This window comes from Corynebacterium jeddahense (genome assembly GCF_028609865.1).
GTDB lineage: Bacteria > Actinomycetota > Actinomycetes > Mycobacteriales > Mycobacteriaceae > Corynebacterium > Corynebacterium jeddahense.
This window is the reverse complement of the sequence record NZ_CP063194.1, coordinates 176,311-192,388: the sequence shown is the minus strand read 5'-3', so window position 1 is coordinate 192,388 and position 16,078 is coordinate 176,311. Positions and strand designations below refer to the sequence as shown.

Below are 16,078 nucleotides of genomic sequence, written 5' to 3'. Positions count from 1 at the left end.
TATCCAAAGCGTGCGAAAACCCTCCGGAACGTGGGGTTCCGGAGGGTTATTCGTCGTCAAGCGATGCGCTAGAGCTTCGCAATCGGGCCGAGCACGTCGTCGACCGCGAACGGCGCGACGAGCGCGATCACGGACAGCAGCGCGAGGATGCCGAGGATCACCGCGGCGATCGGGGAGCTCACCGAGCTACCGCTAATCGACGAGCCTTCGGCAGAGGACCCGGACGAGCCATTCGCATCCGTCTTGGCATCCGTCTTGGCATCCGCCGGCTTGTCCTCAGCCTTCATCATCTTGTTCTCGAAGGTGAGGCCGTGGTTGATCGGGTCGATGCCCAGCGCGTTCATGGACGCGAAGAACAGGTCCGTCTGGTCGATCTGGCCGGTCAGGTTCGCCGCGCCCGGGCCGGAGGCCGCGACGCGCAGCTGGGAGCCGGTGTGCTCCTGGCCACCGAGGGCGTCGGCGTCCTCGTTGGTCTTGGAGGTGGCGAAGTTGATGGCCATGGTCGAGCCGTCGGCGGTGGTCAGCTGGGTGACGCGGCCGGCGGTGTTGGCGCCCTCGTAGGTGATCTGCGCGGTGTGCGCGTGGTCCGCGGTGGCGACGATGAGGGTCGGCTCCTGGGTCTTGTTCACCCAGTTCTGCACGGCCTGGACGGCCTCGTCGAGCTGGCCGACCTCGCCGATGAGGCCGCAGGCGTCCGCCTGGTGGTCAGCCTTGTCCGGGGAGGCGGACTCGACCTGAAGCAGGAAGCCCTTGTCGTTCTGCAGCAGCTCGAGGGCCTTGGTGGTCATCGCGGACAGGCGCGGGGTCTCGGCGGTGAACTCCGGGTTGGCCACGCACTCGGCCGGGGCGACGTCGCCGCCGTTGACCGTCGGGATGGTCTGGCTGAGCACGCGCGGCATGTTGCCGCCGGCGAAGAGGCCCAGGACCGGCTTCTCGGAGTTCGCCACGGAGATGGCGTTGAGCTCGGACGCCTTGGTCACCACCTGGTAGCCGTTGTCCTTCGCGTTATCCAGCACGGACTTGCCGGCGGTCCAAGTGTTGCCGTCCTTGCCCCACTTGCCGCCCTGCTTGACCTCGGCGTCGAAGTACTTCGCGCCGCCTCCCAGGGTGACGTCCGCGCGCAGGTCGACGATCTGCTCGGAGATGGAGCCGAGGCCGCCGTTCTCGCGCAGCTGCTCGCCCTTCGCCGGCTTCGCGTCGCCGGACGGCGCGTAGTAGGCGCGGTTGAGCGCGTGCGCCGCGAAGGCAGCCGGGGTGGCGTCCTGGATCTCGGCGGTGGTGACGTTACCGATCTTCATGCCCTTGGCCTTGGCCAGCTCGCCCATGGTGGCAACCGGCTTGCCGGCGTTGTCCACGCCGATCGCGCCGTTGTAGGTCTTCACACCCGAGTTCCAGCCGGTGCCGGACGCCGCGGAGTCGGTGACGTAGTCCGGCAGGCCCGTCTTCTTGTCCAGCGCGAACGTGGTCATGTAGCCGGTGTAGTCGAGGTTGTCCAGGCCGTCGAAGCGGCCCGCGGAGCCCTTGAGGTAGTTGCGGGCTGCGGTGATCTCGGAGTCGCCGGTGCCGTCGCCGATGAGGACGACGACGTTCTTCGCCTTCGCGTTGTCGATGCCCTGGCCGGCGGTGCCGAACTGGGCGCAGTCGCCGACCTTCGGCGCCGCGCCGGCGGCGACGAGGTAGCAGAGCTGGTCGCCGGGCTTTGCGTTACGACGGTTCGCCAGCGACATCACCTTGTTCCCAGAGTTCACCTTCCACGGCTTCTGGCCGCCCTTGGTGCCGTTGTTCAGGCCGAGGGCGTTGGCCATGACGTAGAAGGCATCGGTCTGGTCGAGCTGGCCGTTGACGTTTTCAGAACCCGGGCCGTAGCCCGCGATGCGCACCTGGGTGCCGGTGTGCTGCATGGAGTAGTTGCCGGACTCGAAGGTCTCCCACGGCACAGTGCCGAAAGCGACGGACATGACCGCACCGCCGTCCTTCGGGGAGCGCAGGCGGGTGACCGGGGAGACGGACGGCTGGCCGTCCGGCACGATCTCGGCGGTGTGCGCGTGGTCGGCGGTGACCACGATCAGGGTGTCCTTGTCCTTCTTGGCAAAGTCCAGGGCTTCCTTGATCACTTCGTCGATCTGCTCGGTCTCGCCGATGAGGCCGCAGGCGTCGGCGGCGTGATCCGCCTTGTCAATGGACGCCGATTCGACCTGCAAGAAGAAGCCCTTGTCGGCCGAAGGGTCGTCGAGAAGCTCGATGGCTTTCTTGGTCATCTCCGCTGCGGTCGGCTCGTTGCCGGTGTCCTGCGCGAGGCAGGTCTCCGGCTGCATGTCCTCGGCGTGGCCCGGGACGGTGCGGTTGTAGCGGCGGGTCATGTTGCCATCGTTGAATAGGCCCAGGACCGGGTTGTTCTGGTCGGCCTTGGTGATGCCGTCGAGGCCGGCCTTGTCGTCGACGACGGTGAAGCCCTTGGCGATGGCGTTTTCGCGGACGGTCTTGCCCGCCTCCCAATCGGCGCCGCCGTCGTTCTTGTTGGTCAGGAACGGGTTGCGGTTCTCGCCGCCCGCCTGCACCTCGGTGTTGAAGTACTTGCGGCCGCCGCCGAGGGTGACGTCGGCGCGGGTGTCAATGATCTGCTCAGAGATGGAGCCCAGGCCGCCGTTCTCGCGTGCCTCCGGGCCCTTGACAACCTTCTTCTCGCCCGACGGCGCGTAGTACCCGCGCTGGGAGATGTGGGAGTGCATCGCGCCCGGGGTTGCGTCCTGGATCTCCGCGGTGGAGACGTTACCAGTGCGCATGCCGGCGTTCTTGGCCATTTCGAGGAGGTTCTCGTGCGGCTTTCCGGCGATGTCCACAGACAGCGCACCGTTGTAGGTCTTCACACCAGCTGACCACCCGGTCGCAGACGCGGCGGAATCCGTGACGTACTGGCGCTTGCCGTCCGCTCCAATGGCGAAGGTGGTGTATGCGCCGGATGCGGTCAGCTCGTCTAGGCCCTCGAAGCGGCCGTTGGCGCCTTTGAGGTAGTTGCGGGCTGCGGTGATCTCCTGGTGGCCCATGCCGTCGCCCAGAATGAAGATGACGTTGCGGGCCTGGGCGTCGGAGTTGCCCTGTCCGCCCTTGCCAAACTGGGTGCAATCGCCCGGCTGCGGCGCGCGGACGTTGCCCTGGGAATCGATGGTGATGCAGGACTCTTTGCCATTGAAGTTCTGCTCCGCCGGAGCGGCGAGGGAGGTGGGCAGGTTGGCCATGGCCAGCGCGGAGACGCTGACCACCGTGGCGGCTGCCTTAAGCGGGAAACGCATGTGAGGTTCCTTTAGAAACGAGCGGGTAGATGCCGGTCTTTCAACCAATGCGCAAGCTACGCCCGCCACGTTTCCAACAGGAAACACTCAGATGAATTTTAGGTGGCGCCGAGTTACGGCCAGTTCAAGGCCCCACCGCAGGAGGGCTAGCCGATGCGCGGAAGCCCTAGCTGCGCCGCCAGGTCCGGGGCAACCATCGGCAGCGCGACTGCAGCTGCGCCGAGGGCGACGAGCAGCGCCGCGACAACGCCGGCGACGATGCCAGCGGTGCTGCTGGAGCGCTCGTCCGCCGGCGCGGGCTGCTCCTTGGTGGGTTGCTGGGTGTTCGTCGAGTTTGCCGCAGCGGTCGCAGTCACGGTCTCGGTCGCAGTCGCTGTCGACGTTCCTCCGGTCTTAGACGGGATCTCCTTCAACGTCGGCGTCGGCTTCGGTGGCTGCGGGAGCTCAGGCACCGCTGGCGTCGTAGACGGCTGCGCGACCGACGTCGGTGCGGGCGGGGTCTGTGCGGGCGGGGTCGGCGCAGACGAGGTCGGCGCGGACGAGGGCTTTCCCGTCCCCGGCGTGGAAACGCTCCCGACCGTCCCGCCCGCCACGGGGTCTAGGCCTCGGGCGGCAGAGGCGGCCTTGTCCAGCACAAGTTTGCCGTTGGAGGATGTGCGCAGCACACGGATTTGGAGGGCATCCTTGCCCGAGCCCTCAACGAGGTCGTACGAGACGGCGTACCCCTTAGTGTCCTTGGGGTCAGCCACCGCACCAACCCCGAGCCGCGCCCTGGCACCTTCGGGGACATAGAACGGTGCGTCGCTCTTCTTGGCGGATTGCGTCACGCCGTCAGCGGCGAGTTGTGCCTCTCCCCTGCCTTGCACGTTGACGGGGATCGTGTCGATGAAGAACATGGTGGTCCCCCACACATTGCCATCCTCGTCGCGCACGAGCCCGAGGCCCATCCCCTGGGCGTCCGCGCGCAGCAAGTTTTCGTTGTGGACCGGGGAGTTGCGCCAGCCCTCGAACAGTTGCTCCGCCACCCGCTTCCACTCAGTGTCGGTGTCAGCGTAGTACCCCTGGACGATGATGTTCTCGCCAGAGTGCCCCCACTTTTTCATGTCCGAGTGGCGGAAGGACCCGGACGCGACCATGGCCCCCTTCGAGTCGTACTGTGGCTTGCCCCAGTGGGGATCGTCCTGGTCAGCGATCATTTGCCGTGACCAGGCCAACGCTTGCTCGTCGTAAAGCATGTGCGTGACTAGCGGGTGCAGGCCGTTTGCTTCGCGGTACTCGTTGATCATCTCCTCGATCGCCTGCGCGGCGAGCCGAGCGCGCACTTCTGTGGAGTTCACGTTGACTGTTGCGGTTTGCGCGTCCGCCTCTGGCAGGGGTGCGATTTGGACGGCGGCGAGCGGAAGCGCTAGCGCGAGTGCGAGCGCGGGGAGGGTGGACCGTTTCACGGGGGCTCCTTTTCACTGGAATATGACACCTTTAAGGTACGACGATCTCGCCGGATCCACACGGTTCTCCCCGATTTAAAGTCACGGGGGCAATTGCTTATGGACGCAAAACCGCCCCGGCGACGCAACGTCACCGGGGCGGTTCACCACGCGAGGGGGTGTGCCCTACTTCTTCGAGGACCTCGCTGCCTCTGCAGTGTTGTCATCCTTCGAGGAGCCGAGCACGGTCAGCCCGTTGTCAAAGCCGTCCTCGGAGCACGCTTGCGCTACCAGCACGCCGGTGAGCGAGAGCAGCGCAATCGCGCCGAGTGCGATGCCAACCGGCTGCAGCTGCTCCGCCACCGGGGCGAAGCGCTGGTTGATCGCGTTGATCTGGCCCTCGATCTCGCGGACGAACTCCGGCTTCTCAACGCCGTGGCCGACACCGAAGTCCGGCATGTTGCGGCGAACCGCTTCGTCGAACCGCGCGTTGAGCTGCTGGATCTGCGGACCGAACGCCTCGTTGACGCCGTAGCCCACCGCGCCGAGGATGCTCAGCGGCAGCAGCCACAGGAACGGGCTGTTGGCGGCGAACGCGTTAGCCAGGCAGCGACGTGCCGTGTCGGAGGAGGCCTTGTCGTCCTCCGGCGCCGGGGTCGGAGCGGCTCCACCATCCGCAACGGTGACTTCCATTTCAACGGTGGAAGTGTTGCCGTCCGCATCGGTGACCTCGACAGGCAGTTTCACCTTCGTGCCCGGCTTGGCGTCCGCCGGCGGCGTCACACGCAGCTTGCCGGTATCCGGGTCAACGCTGCCTTCCCAGCCTTCCGGCCATTCGAGCTTGCGGTACTTGTTGCCCTCAACGTGGCCGGTGGAGGGCTCAACATCCGCCGTCTGCCCCGGGCGCAGCGTCACAGAGCTGTACGTCAATTCTGCTACGACGTCCTTCGTGCCGATCTCAAAGATGTAGTCGACCGGCTCGGTAACAACCTCGCCCTTGCCGTTGACGTAGCGCTTCAGGCCCGGCACGCCGTCCTGAACAACGCGCGACTCGCCACGGGTGAGCTCAGGGTTCTGGCGCACTTGCACCTTGAACGGGATCTCCTCCGTCCACTCCACATCGTCTGCCGGCTTACTGCCCACGCGGACCACGCGCTGGACCGGCTCCTTGACTGTGTTCACCGTGGGCTCACCATTGACAACCTGGATCTTCACCTGGCCTGCGGCGCCCTTGACGTCCTCAACCTCGACGCCCGGCTCAAGCGTCGGGTCCCAGACAATCTTGGTGGTGAACGGAAGCTCGACGATCCGCTCAAAGTCCGGCAGCGGCTGCGGTGCGTCCGGCTTCTTGGTGCCGACGCGGATGACCGCGTTCGTGGGTGCGACCGTCTGCTTGGTCGTGGTGATCGGATCACCGAACGGCCTGCCATCCTTCAGCCCCTGGACGGTGGTGACGACTTCCTCGCCAACCTCACCCTGGGCAATGACCTGGGTGCCCTCAGGCAGGTTCGGGTCCTCGATGACTTCGGTGTCGAACGGCACTGGGCGGGTCACAGTGGTGACAGCCTTGTCGTCCGAAGCGTCCGGACCGTACTCGACGATACGTTCAACCGCCGCCGAGTCCTCGAGCTTGACTACCTCACCGGTCTTGATGTCGATCCTGTAGCGGACAAGGCCGGCCTTGCCTTCCTGCACGATCTTCCGCTCGCCCGGTGCAAGCTCGAAGTTCGGGCGGACGGTGGTGCCGAAGGGCTGCACCGAGGTGAACTCAAACGGGTTGGTTATCACCTTGTGCGTACCGACCTTGATGATGTGGTCGGTCGCCGCAGTGGTCTCCTCCGTGCCGTCGGCGCGGTGAATCACCCGGCCCGGCTTGCCTTCTTGCACCGTCTCGTACTTGCCAGCCTCGAGTTGGGCATCGAGGACGACGGTCACCTTGAACGGGGTCTCCTCGGTCCACTCGACGCCATCAGCCGGCTTGCTGCCGACGCGTACAACGCGCTGCACCGGGTTTGTCACCGTTTCAACCTTGGACTTGCCGTCGGCCACAGTGACCTGGACCTTGCCGTCCACACCTGCGACATCCTCGACCTCTTGCCCCGGCTCCAGCGTCGGATCCCAGACAGTCTTCGTGGTGAACGGCACGGTGACCGTCTCAGTCACCGGCGCCGGCTTTTCAGTGACGGTGGTGGTCGCCGGGGCCGGCGTCACCGTCGAGGTAGCGGTCGTGGTGGTGTTGACCGTCATCGGGACCGTCGTTGGCACGGTCGTGGGAACCGTGGTTGGGACAGTCGTCACTACCTGCGTGGTGTAGGTAGTCGGGACCGACTTGGTCTCAGTCACCGTCGTCGGGGTGCCCGCAGCAGTGGTCGTCGAGACAACCGTCGTCGGAACCTCGGTCGTGACGGTGGCCGGAACCGTCGTCGGCACGGTGGTTGGCACAGTCGTCAACACGGTTGTGGGAACCGTGGTCGGCACCGTCGTCGTGACCGGCTTCGTACCGACGCGGATGATGGCCTTCGTCGGCTCCTTAGTCTCGGTGGTTATCGACGGCTTACCAACCGGCTTACCGTCCTTGATCTCCTGCGTCGAGGTGATCTTCTCTTCGCCGTTCTCACCCTGCTGCTCAACCTTTTGCTCACCAGCTGGGAGAGTGTCATCGAAGATGATCTCGGTCTCAAACTCAATCGGACGCGTCGTCGTCGACGTCAGCGTCTGATCCGCAATCGTCGGACCGTACTCAACAATCTTGTCGGTCGGCTCAGTGCGATCCTTCGACTCGGTCACCGTGGCCTGGCCATTGGTGCCCTCGAACGTCGCGGTGTACTTCGCCTCGCCGTTGACACCCTCCTGGACGGTCTTGACCTCGCCCGGCTTCAGATCCGGGTTCGGACGCACAACCGTGGAGAACGGAATCGGCTCGGTCCACTCCACCTTGTCGGTAGCGGTGGCCTGCTTCGTGCCGACCTTGATCACCTCAGTCACCGGCTGCGTGGTCACGTCCTCCTCACGCTCGGAGTCAGTGACCTGGCTGTTGACGATGGTCTGCGTGACCTTGACGGTCTTCTCACCAGCCTTACCCGACGTCACAACCTCATACGTGCCAGCCGGCATGTTCGGGTCGTACTCGACCTTGGTCTCATACGGCACCGGCTCGGTGTGCTCAACCGTGTTCGCACCCTCAGTCTTGGTGCCCACGCGGATCACAGCATCCTGCTTCTCTGTCACCGTGGTGGTCTTAACAACCGGGTCGCCGGAGGGTTTGCCGTCGACAAGCTTCTGCGTGCTCGTGACCTTCTCCTCGCCGACAACGCCTTGCGTATCGACGACCTGAGTACCCGCCTCGAGAGTGTTGTCGTAGACGATGGTGGTCTCGAACGGGATCTTGCGGGTGGTCTCGGTAACCAGTTCTTGGTCTTCGAGGCGCGGGCCGTACTCGATGATCTCCTCGACCGGCTGCTTGGCGTCCTCGGACTCGACAACCGAAGCTTGGTCGCCGGTAGCGGTGAACTTGGCGGTGTAGGTGCGCTCGCCGCTCACACCCTGCTGAACGACCTTCGTCTCACCAGGAGCGAGCGCCGGGTTCGGGCGGGTGGTGGTGCTGTACGGAATCGGGGCGGTCCACGTCACGTCCTTGGACGCAGTGGCCGGCTTGGTACCGATGTGCACGACCTCGTTGGTCGGCGCAGTGGTTTGCTCCCACGTGCCGTCCTTGTGCTGAGTCTCTTCGCCCTTCACGCCTTCAGTGACGACCTTGTACTCACCGGCCGGGATCGTATCGTCATAGACGTACTTCACGTCGAACGGAACCGGGCGCTTCGGGTTGTCTTCCACCGCGATCGAGGCAGTCACGTCATCCGTGGAGCCGTCGGAGTAGGTGACCTTCACAGGAACGTTGATGGTATCGCCCGGCTTCGCGGTCTTAGGTGCGGTGGCGACGACGTTGCCCTTGTCGTCGAGGCCAACGATCCAATCGCCGTTTTCGGTGGTCACCGTGTAGGTGGGGTTACCGAACCCGTTATTGTCACCGGTAGCTTTGTAGCCCTCCGCGGGCTGGATGGCGTACGGGTTCTCCTTCGCCACCTCGACGCCCTCCGGCTTCTGGATGGCCAGCGGCGACGTTACAGTCTCACCCGGGTACACAGTCTCCGCCGGGTAGTTCGGCTCAGCCTCCCAGCTGTTGGTCAGCTTCACCACGGTGGTGACGGGAACCTGTGCGACCGAACCGTCCTGGGTCTCAACCCTGACCGTCGCGGTGTTCTTGTCGCCCGGCTTGGCGTCAGCCGGCGGAGTGGAGGAGACGACACCGGTTGTCGGGTCGATCGTGTACTTCCAGCCGTCATCGGTTGTCATCTCGGTGAGCGGCGAGCCGTCAGATTTCTTGCCGAAGGAGAACGTCGAACCCTCCGGCGCATCCGCGATCTGGTGATTGACTGCCTGGCCCGGGCCGGTGGTTTCCACTGAGTAGACGGGAGCAAGGTCGCCCTTGATGACGACGATGGTGCCCTTCACCTTCTGTGGATTCTCCCCGTCATAGTGAGCGAGAACCGAAACGTTCAGGACGTAGCCTTCCGGCGCAGTCTTCGGAATAGTGGTGGTGATAACACCCGTGTTCTCGTTGATCTGGAGCCTCCACGTGCCGCTGTCATCCGTATGGGTGAGCGTGGTCGTGCCGTTTTCGAAGGTGTAGCGCTCCGGAGCCTTGTCGGTCGTGTTGCCGCTGAGACCCCGCTCAGGGATCTCAGGTTTCAGCGTGACGTCAGAGTTCGGCTTGTTGGTCACCGTGTCGTAATCGGGAACCTTGATATCCACGATGGCCTGGAACTGGACCTCGACCTCGTCGTCGGTGCCGTCCGGGTAGGTCGCCGTTATCTTCGGGGTGATGACGGTACCCGGCGCAACGGAATCGTCGGCTTTCGCGGTGACCTTGCCCGTGTTGTCGACGTTGACAGTCCAGCCATCCGGAACAGTGGCCGGGTCAATCTCGTACTTCGCCGGGTAGACCGCCTTGTAACCCTTCATGATGGGCTTCAGAGCAATCTGGGCGGTGAGTTCATTATTCACCTTGCCCTTGGAGAGGTCCGGGCGCACCAAATCAGTGACCTGGGTGTTGTTCGGATCAACGATCACAAGGAGGCTCAGCACATCGGTCGAGCCGTTCGAGTACTCCACGACGACCTTGGGCTGCGCGAATGTACCCGGTTTAGGGTTCTCCGGGGCTGTGACGGTGACGTTGTAGTCCTCGTCCATCTCGGCGGTCCAGCCCTCGAAGACGTACTTGTCGTCTAGGGTGACCTTGGCTTCGAAACCGCCGTCGCCCTTCGTCTTCACAAGCTCAGCGATTTTGTCCGGAACCTGCGTGAAGGTCACCTTCTGCGGCTCGGTAGCAAGTGGGCCGGTAGCACTATCGACGCCGGAGATGATCGCAGCTTCGGTCTTCTCGTACTTCGGGTCGTGGAACTCCGTGTCGTCGAGCGAGATGGTGCTTCTGCCGAGCTCATTCGGTTTGCTGTAACGCGGCAACGAATTCGAGCTGCCGAAAACTTTGGCATTAGGACCGTAATAAGGGTCCAATTCGTACGCCGCTTCCAACTGGCTCGTAGTGCGCGGCTTCGCCACGACGGAGAACTGCACGTTTTTATCGGCCGCCAGATCAGTTCCGCGGTATTCGGGCCAGGTGTAGTAGATGTCACCGTTGGCGTCGACACGCAGCAGCTGCTCGCCGCCGTTCGAAGCGGCGGTGTCGCTGGAAGCGATGTACTTGCCGTTGCCGTCATAGGCCTCCACAACCATGCGAGACAGCGAGTCGTCGACGCTGCCGTCCGAGAGTGCAGGTACGTTAATGTGGCCGACCTTGGTCTCCTCACCCGGCACAATCACGTGTTGCTGGATGCCCTCCCAAGTCACTTTGATGGGGTTGCATTCGTTGTTCTCGCTCGGCCACGGGTTCACCAGGGCAACGAACGCCGAGTTATCCGTGGCTTTGATCCCGGTAGCATTGTTTTGGGTGTACTGAGTCTTCCACACGTAACGCACAGGAGAGCCCGCCCCAGCCTGGGCGAATTTCGCAACCTTCTCCTCTGTGAGAACCGACTGCAACCCGTAGGTAATTTGGGGTCCGCGGAAAACGCCCAGCTCCTCGTCGGCCTTGTCGGAGGCTGTGACGTCCGTCCCCAGGGATGAGGCTGTGGCGCCATCGAACAGGGACTCCCCGGCAGGCGCTGCCGGCACGGATCCAAACGTGACGGGAGCTCTATTGTTACTGCTGCTACTCCACTCCCAGTAAGCAAACGTGCGGTCCTGCGAGTTGTCGAAGGCGACGGACACGCCCCAAGTGAGTTTGTCGTTTGTATTGTTGGACGGCTCAAGCCTGTCCCAGCTGAAACCCGCCTGACTTCCAGTTTTCGCCTCCCCCTCTGACATGACCAAACACGACCCCGCATCCAGGTCAGACTCGAGTTGTTTGCCTGTGTTTATCACCTTGGAGCCGTCGCCTCGGATACCGCCGGTCAGGGAGGTGTCCTCACCAGCTTCCTCCTCCGCAGCAGAGGCGAGCGGCCCCGGGCCCACAACGCTGAAAGCGCCAAGCGCCAAAGAAATGGCGGATGCCGCGGCAACGCCCGAGCGGCTGAACTTGCGCGCTTGCCGGGTCGAATTAGTCATTGATACTCCTTATGGATTTTCGCAGAGCGTGCTCGCAACCATCTGGGCACACTCCGCGCATTTTGAGCGCATTAGTCTCACGTTTAACCCACAGCAGCCTACCAAATATTCCCTTCTACTAAAAGGGAATACTTCTTTGCCCGCCCGACAGAGCCCTCCAGAGGCCGGAACGAACCCCCTCAAGACAATGGACCCAGACACACCGGCAGGACAGAGCGCACAAACACCCCCCCAACACCCCAATAGTGCTGTTTCGCTGAGTTAGCCGCGCCCGCGCGCACCCGCCAGCCCCGCGGCCGCGAGCAGCGCACTCAGCAGCAGCGCCGAGACAATGCCCCGGTAATCGCCACCGTTGCCCGCAGCAGAAACCGCCGTCGTCGCCCAGTGCATCGGCGCCGCCTGCGACAGCGCCACCCACACAGAGTCCACCTGCGCGGTCGTGGCAGTGCGCCACACCCACCCCACAACGCCGGTCTGCGCCAGCGCCACCACGCCGGCCGCTCCCAGGCCAGCACCCGGCCCGAGCGTCCGCACCAACACGGACGCGAGACCGGCCGAGGAAAGCGCGCCCGCCAGCACACCGGCAAACGACAGCGCGTATTCCTGCACGCCAAAACCGGATCCGATCACCCCGGCCAAAATTGTGCCGGCCGCGGCCACGACCACGGAACCGGCTCCGAGGATCCACCAGCGCCCGCGGGACGCGAACCGCGCCGCCCCCGCCAGCGCGGTGCCGCCGAGCACGGCCATCGCGGCGAGCAGCATCGCGGCTACCGGGGCGAGCGTCGGGTCGGCTGGCTCAGCGGCGTCAGCCCCCGGCGCGGCCGCCGGCACCGGAAGCGCCGCACGAACGGCGGCAACCTTATCGGCGTTCATGCCCGCCATCTGGTTGATCTTTTCCACGCCGGCGACCAACTCGTCTATACCGCCGGTGGCCTGCCCGGTCTGCGCCTGAAGCTCGCGCAGGCCCGCGGCCAACTCTGCCGAGCCGTTGGTGGCTGTATATATACCGTCGTGGAAACCGTATCCGGGCACGGCCAGCTGGTTGGCCAGTTCGCGGGAGCCGTCGCGAAGCTGGTTCATCTTCGCCACCACGTCCGGCGGCAGTTGGGCGGTTTCAGCCTGCTCGCGCAGACCTTTAAGGGACTCGCGCGCCTGCACCGCCTCCGGATCCTTCGCGTCCTTCAGCTCCTCCATCGCCCGGTCGATCGCCCCGACCACCTGGCCGCGCACCGCCTCAAACCCGGCGACCTGGCCCACAATCTCCCCGATGGAATCCGCCAGCTGTGTCGCGCCCGCGCCCAACTGGCCGGTGCCGGCCTGGAGCTGGACCATGCCGTCGGCGAGTTCTTGGGATCCGGACTGGGCGGCCGTGAGGGCGTCGATAAGCTGCTGCGTTTGCCCCTGCGCCTCGCCGATGCCCGCGGCGAGCTGCCCCGCGCCCTCCTTGAGCACCTTCGCCTGCTGGCCGGCCTCACCGGCGGCACGGCGCGCGTCGCCAAGATTGTCCGGGCCGACTTGCGGGGCGCCGGAGACCTCCGAGTCGCGCGCGGCGTTTGCCCACGTATCCGCCGGGCTCATGGGCAGAAACGCGCCCACCACCAGCGCGAGAAGCGCGCACACCAACCGCAGACCGTTGCCCGATTTCATGGGACTGTTCTTAGCACCCGGGCGCACCCGGCTGCGGGAGGCGCACCGCCTGCGAAAACCGCATCGTTAGAACCGTGTCGGCAGCCTTGATACTGTCGTAAGAGTTCTTGCCAAAACCATGGAATGAAATGGGTTCACCATGACACTACCCCTTGTCATCGGGCTCGTCGCGGCGACGGTGGTGCTCTCGCCGATTCTCGTGCGGGTCATAGACAAGAAGGCCGGCTACCCGCTGGCGGCGCTGCTGTTCGCCGCCGCGGCCGTGCTGGGCTCGAAATTCACCAGCGTTGCCCAGGGCGACGCCCTTTTCTGGTCGCGCACCTGGGCGGCGGACGTCATGGGCACGGGCACCTCGATCGATTTCGCGTTGCGCGCGGACGGCCTGGGCATCTTCTTCGCGCTACTGGCGCTGGTCATCGGCGGGGTGGTGTTCCTGTACTCAGCCGCGTACCTGCCGGAGCGCGACGGCAACACCAGCTTCTACACCATCATGACGGCGTTCACCCTGTCGGTGCTATTGCTTGTGCTTGCGGACGACGCGGTGCTGCTCTTCATCGCCTGGGAGCTCGTCTCCATCGCATCGTTCCTGCTCATCGCCCGCTCCGGATCTTCCGGCGAGGCCGGGTCTTACCGCACGCTCATCCTCACCTTCTTCGGCGGCCTGACGCTTTTGGCGGGTTTGGCGGTCGCCTCGATTCAGGCGGGCACTACACGCCTCCAGGACATCCTCGCGTCCGACGTGTGGGGCGACAACCGCCTCACCGTCGTGGTGGCAATGCTGATCGCGTTCTCCGCGTTCACCAAAGCCGCGCAGTTCCCCTTCCACTTCTGGCTGCCGGAGGCCATGGCGGCCGCCACCCCGGTGTCCGCGTTCCTGCACGCCGCGGCCGTGGTGAAGGCCGGCGTGTACCTGCTACTGCGCTTCTCCACCATCTTCCATGACGTCGCTGCCTGGAACTACCTGCTGGTGATCACCGGCCTATTCACGGCACTGATGTCCGCGATCTTCGCGATTACCAAGACGGACCTGAAGCACCTCACCGCATACTCCACCGTGTCCCACCTGGGCTGGATCGTGGCCGCCATTGGCGTCGGCTCCCCCATCGCGCTCGCTGCGGCGATGACCCACACGCTCGCGCACGCACTGTTTAAGTCGTCGCTGTTCATGCTCATCGGCGTGGTCGACCACGAGGCCGGCACGCGCGACATGCGCCGGCTGGGCCCTCTCTACGACAAGATGCCGTACACCTTCGTCTCCACCGTCGTGGCCGCGTGCTCCATGGCTGCGGTGCCGCCCCTGTTCGGCTTCGTGTCCAAGGAGTCCATCCTCGACGCGTTCCACGAGGCGCCGCACGGCATGGTCCTGCTGCTCATCGCCGGGTGCGCCGCCTTCCTCACCTTCGTCTATTCGGCGAAGATCGTCTTCGGTGCGTTTATCGACGGCCCGAAGGACATGACCGGGGTCCACGAAGCCCCGGCGGCCCTCTGGGTGCCCGCCGCGCTGCCGGGCTGGATGTCCGCAGTCCTGCCCTTCCTGCTCTTCTGGGTGGACAGCCCCATCTCTGCGGGCGTGCGCGCCATCACCGGCGACGAGACCTTCGAGGTGCACCTCGGCCTCTGGCACGGCTTCACCGCACCGTTCCTGGTCTCGGTGATCGTGCTGGCCGGCGGCATCTTCTTCACCGTCTACCACCGCAAGCCGGTCTACGAGCGCTTCCGCAACAAAGCACTCCTGCCTGCCGACGGCACCGAGGTCCTCTCCTGGACCACCCGCAAGCTCTCCCGCATGGGCGAAAGCTTCGGCGCGCTGGCGGACGGCTTCAACCCCTCGCGCCACCTCTTCCCCCTCCTCGCCTCCGTCACCGCGATGGGCCTGGCCGCGCTGCTGCTTACCGACGGCGTCGACGGCGTCGCACTCGCCCCGCGCGCCGACGGTCTCGACGTGTGGTGGGACCTCATCCCGTTCGCCATCATCGCCGCCTCCGTGCTCGGCATGGTGTTCACCCGCTCGCGGCTCGCCTCCGCGGTGCTCCTGGGCACCGTCGGCGTGGGCATGACGCTGCAGATGTTCATGCTCGGCGCGCCGGACGTGGCGCTGACCCAGTTCCTGGTCGAGGCGCTCACCGTCGTGGTCATCCTGGTGGTCCTGCGCTACCAGCCGCGCATGTTCCCGGAGACGAAGCGCCGCCGCAAGGTCTTCGCCGGCGTATTCGCCCTGCTGGCGGGCGTGGTCGCCTTCTTCGGCGTGTACAACCTCACCGGGCGGCGCGACCGCTCCGAGCTGGCGCAGTGGTACCTCACCGAGGGCGGCAAGCTCACCGGGGCGGACAACATCGTCGCCGTGATCATCGTGGAGTTCCGCGGCTTCGATACGTTGGGCGAGCTGTCCGTGCTCGGCATGGCCGCCGTGGTCATCGCCGCCGTGGTCAGCTCCATGCCGCGCCACATGTTCGAGGCCGGCACCCGCCCGCGCCCGTTCGGCCAGTCCCAGCTCAACTCCATCCCGCTGCGCAAGGCCGCGGCCCTGGTGGTGCCGGTGCTGATCGTGCTATCCGTCCTCATCTTCTTCCGCGGCCACACGGCGCCGGGCGGCGGCTTCGTCGCCGCCCTGGTGCTGGCCACCGCGTTCGCCCTGAACTACCTCTCGCGCGGCGCAGACGCGGACGTGGTCCACCCGATGACGCCGATCCGCCTCACCGGCTGGGGCATCATCATCGCGATCTCCTCCGGCTTCCTCGGCCTCATCGAGGGCGGGTTCATGTACGCCATCCACGGCGAGATCGCCGGCGAGCACCTCACCACCTCGCTCATCTTCGACTTCGGCATCTACCTCGCCGTGCTGGGCATGGTCACCTCCGCGATCAACGCCCTCGGCGGCTACCTCCGCCCCGGCGCGGAACTCTCCGAGCTCGACTACGCGCGCGACGAGGCGGAAAACCCGCTGCCCGCCGTCCCCGAGCCCGAGCAGCCCGAGAACGCGGTGGACGCCCACCCCGCCCCCATCAACCCGGCGCACGACCCGCAGCCGCTTACCACGAAGGAGCAGTAACC

The 16,078-nt window shown here is 65.2% G+C and carries 5 protein-coding genes and 1 pseudogene; 1 reads left to right on the top strand and 5 read right to left on the bottom strand.

What is annotated here, in order from left to right; translation table 11 throughout:
• Nucleotides 1-68: 68 nt before the first annotated feature.
• The 5 genes and pseudogenes from CJEDD_RS00825 to CJEDD_RS00810 all read right to left on the bottom strand — a co-directional run bounded on the left by CJEDD_RS00825 (nt 69) and on the right by CJEDD_RS00810 (nt 13,027).
• On the bottom strand, nt 69-3,290 hold the full coding sequence (locus CJEDD_RS00825; RefSeq protein ID WP_273657569.1) for an alkaline phosphatase: 3,222 nt from the start codon (nt 3,288-3,290) through the stop codon (nt 69-71).
• 146 nt (nt 3,291-3,436) lie between these two features.
• A complete protein-coding gene (locus CJEDD_RS00820) occupies nt 3,437-4,735 on the bottom strand; it encodes a CAP domain-containing protein (protein WP_042405914.1) in 1,299 nt (432 codons plus the stop codon).
• A gap of 165 nt (nt 4,736-4,900) precedes the next feature.
• Complete coding sequence (locus CJEDD_RS00815; RefSeq protein ID WP_198132967.1) at nt 4,901-10,594, bottom strand: G5 domain-containing protein; 5,694 nt, start codon at nt 10,592-10,594, stop codon at nt 4,901-4,903.
• 111 nt (nt 10,595-10,705) lie between these two features.
• Nucleotides 10,706-11,137, bottom strand: a pseudogene (locus tag CJEDD_RS12305) (adhesin domain containing protein); the annotation flags it as partial.
• Nucleotides 11,138-11,638: 501 nt separating this feature from the next.
• Nucleotides 11,639-13,027 (bottom strand): hypothetical protein, encoded by a 1,389-nt coding sequence (locus tag CJEDD_RS00810; RefSeq protein ID WP_042405916.1) that lies wholly within the window; start codon nt 13,025-13,027, stop codon nt 11,639-11,641.
• Nucleotides 13,028-13,166: 139 nt separating this feature from the next.
• On the opposite strand from CJEDD_RS00810, the gene CJEDD_RS00805 reads away from it, so the two are divergent.
• Nucleotides 13,167-16,076 carry a DUF4040 family protein gene (locus CJEDD_RS00805; protein ID WP_042405917.1) on the top strand — a complete coding sequence of 970 codons (2,910 nt, stop codon included), beginning with the start codon at nt 13,167-13,169 and terminating at the stop codon, nt 16,074-16,076.
• Nucleotides 16,077-16,078 lie beyond the last annotated feature (2 nt).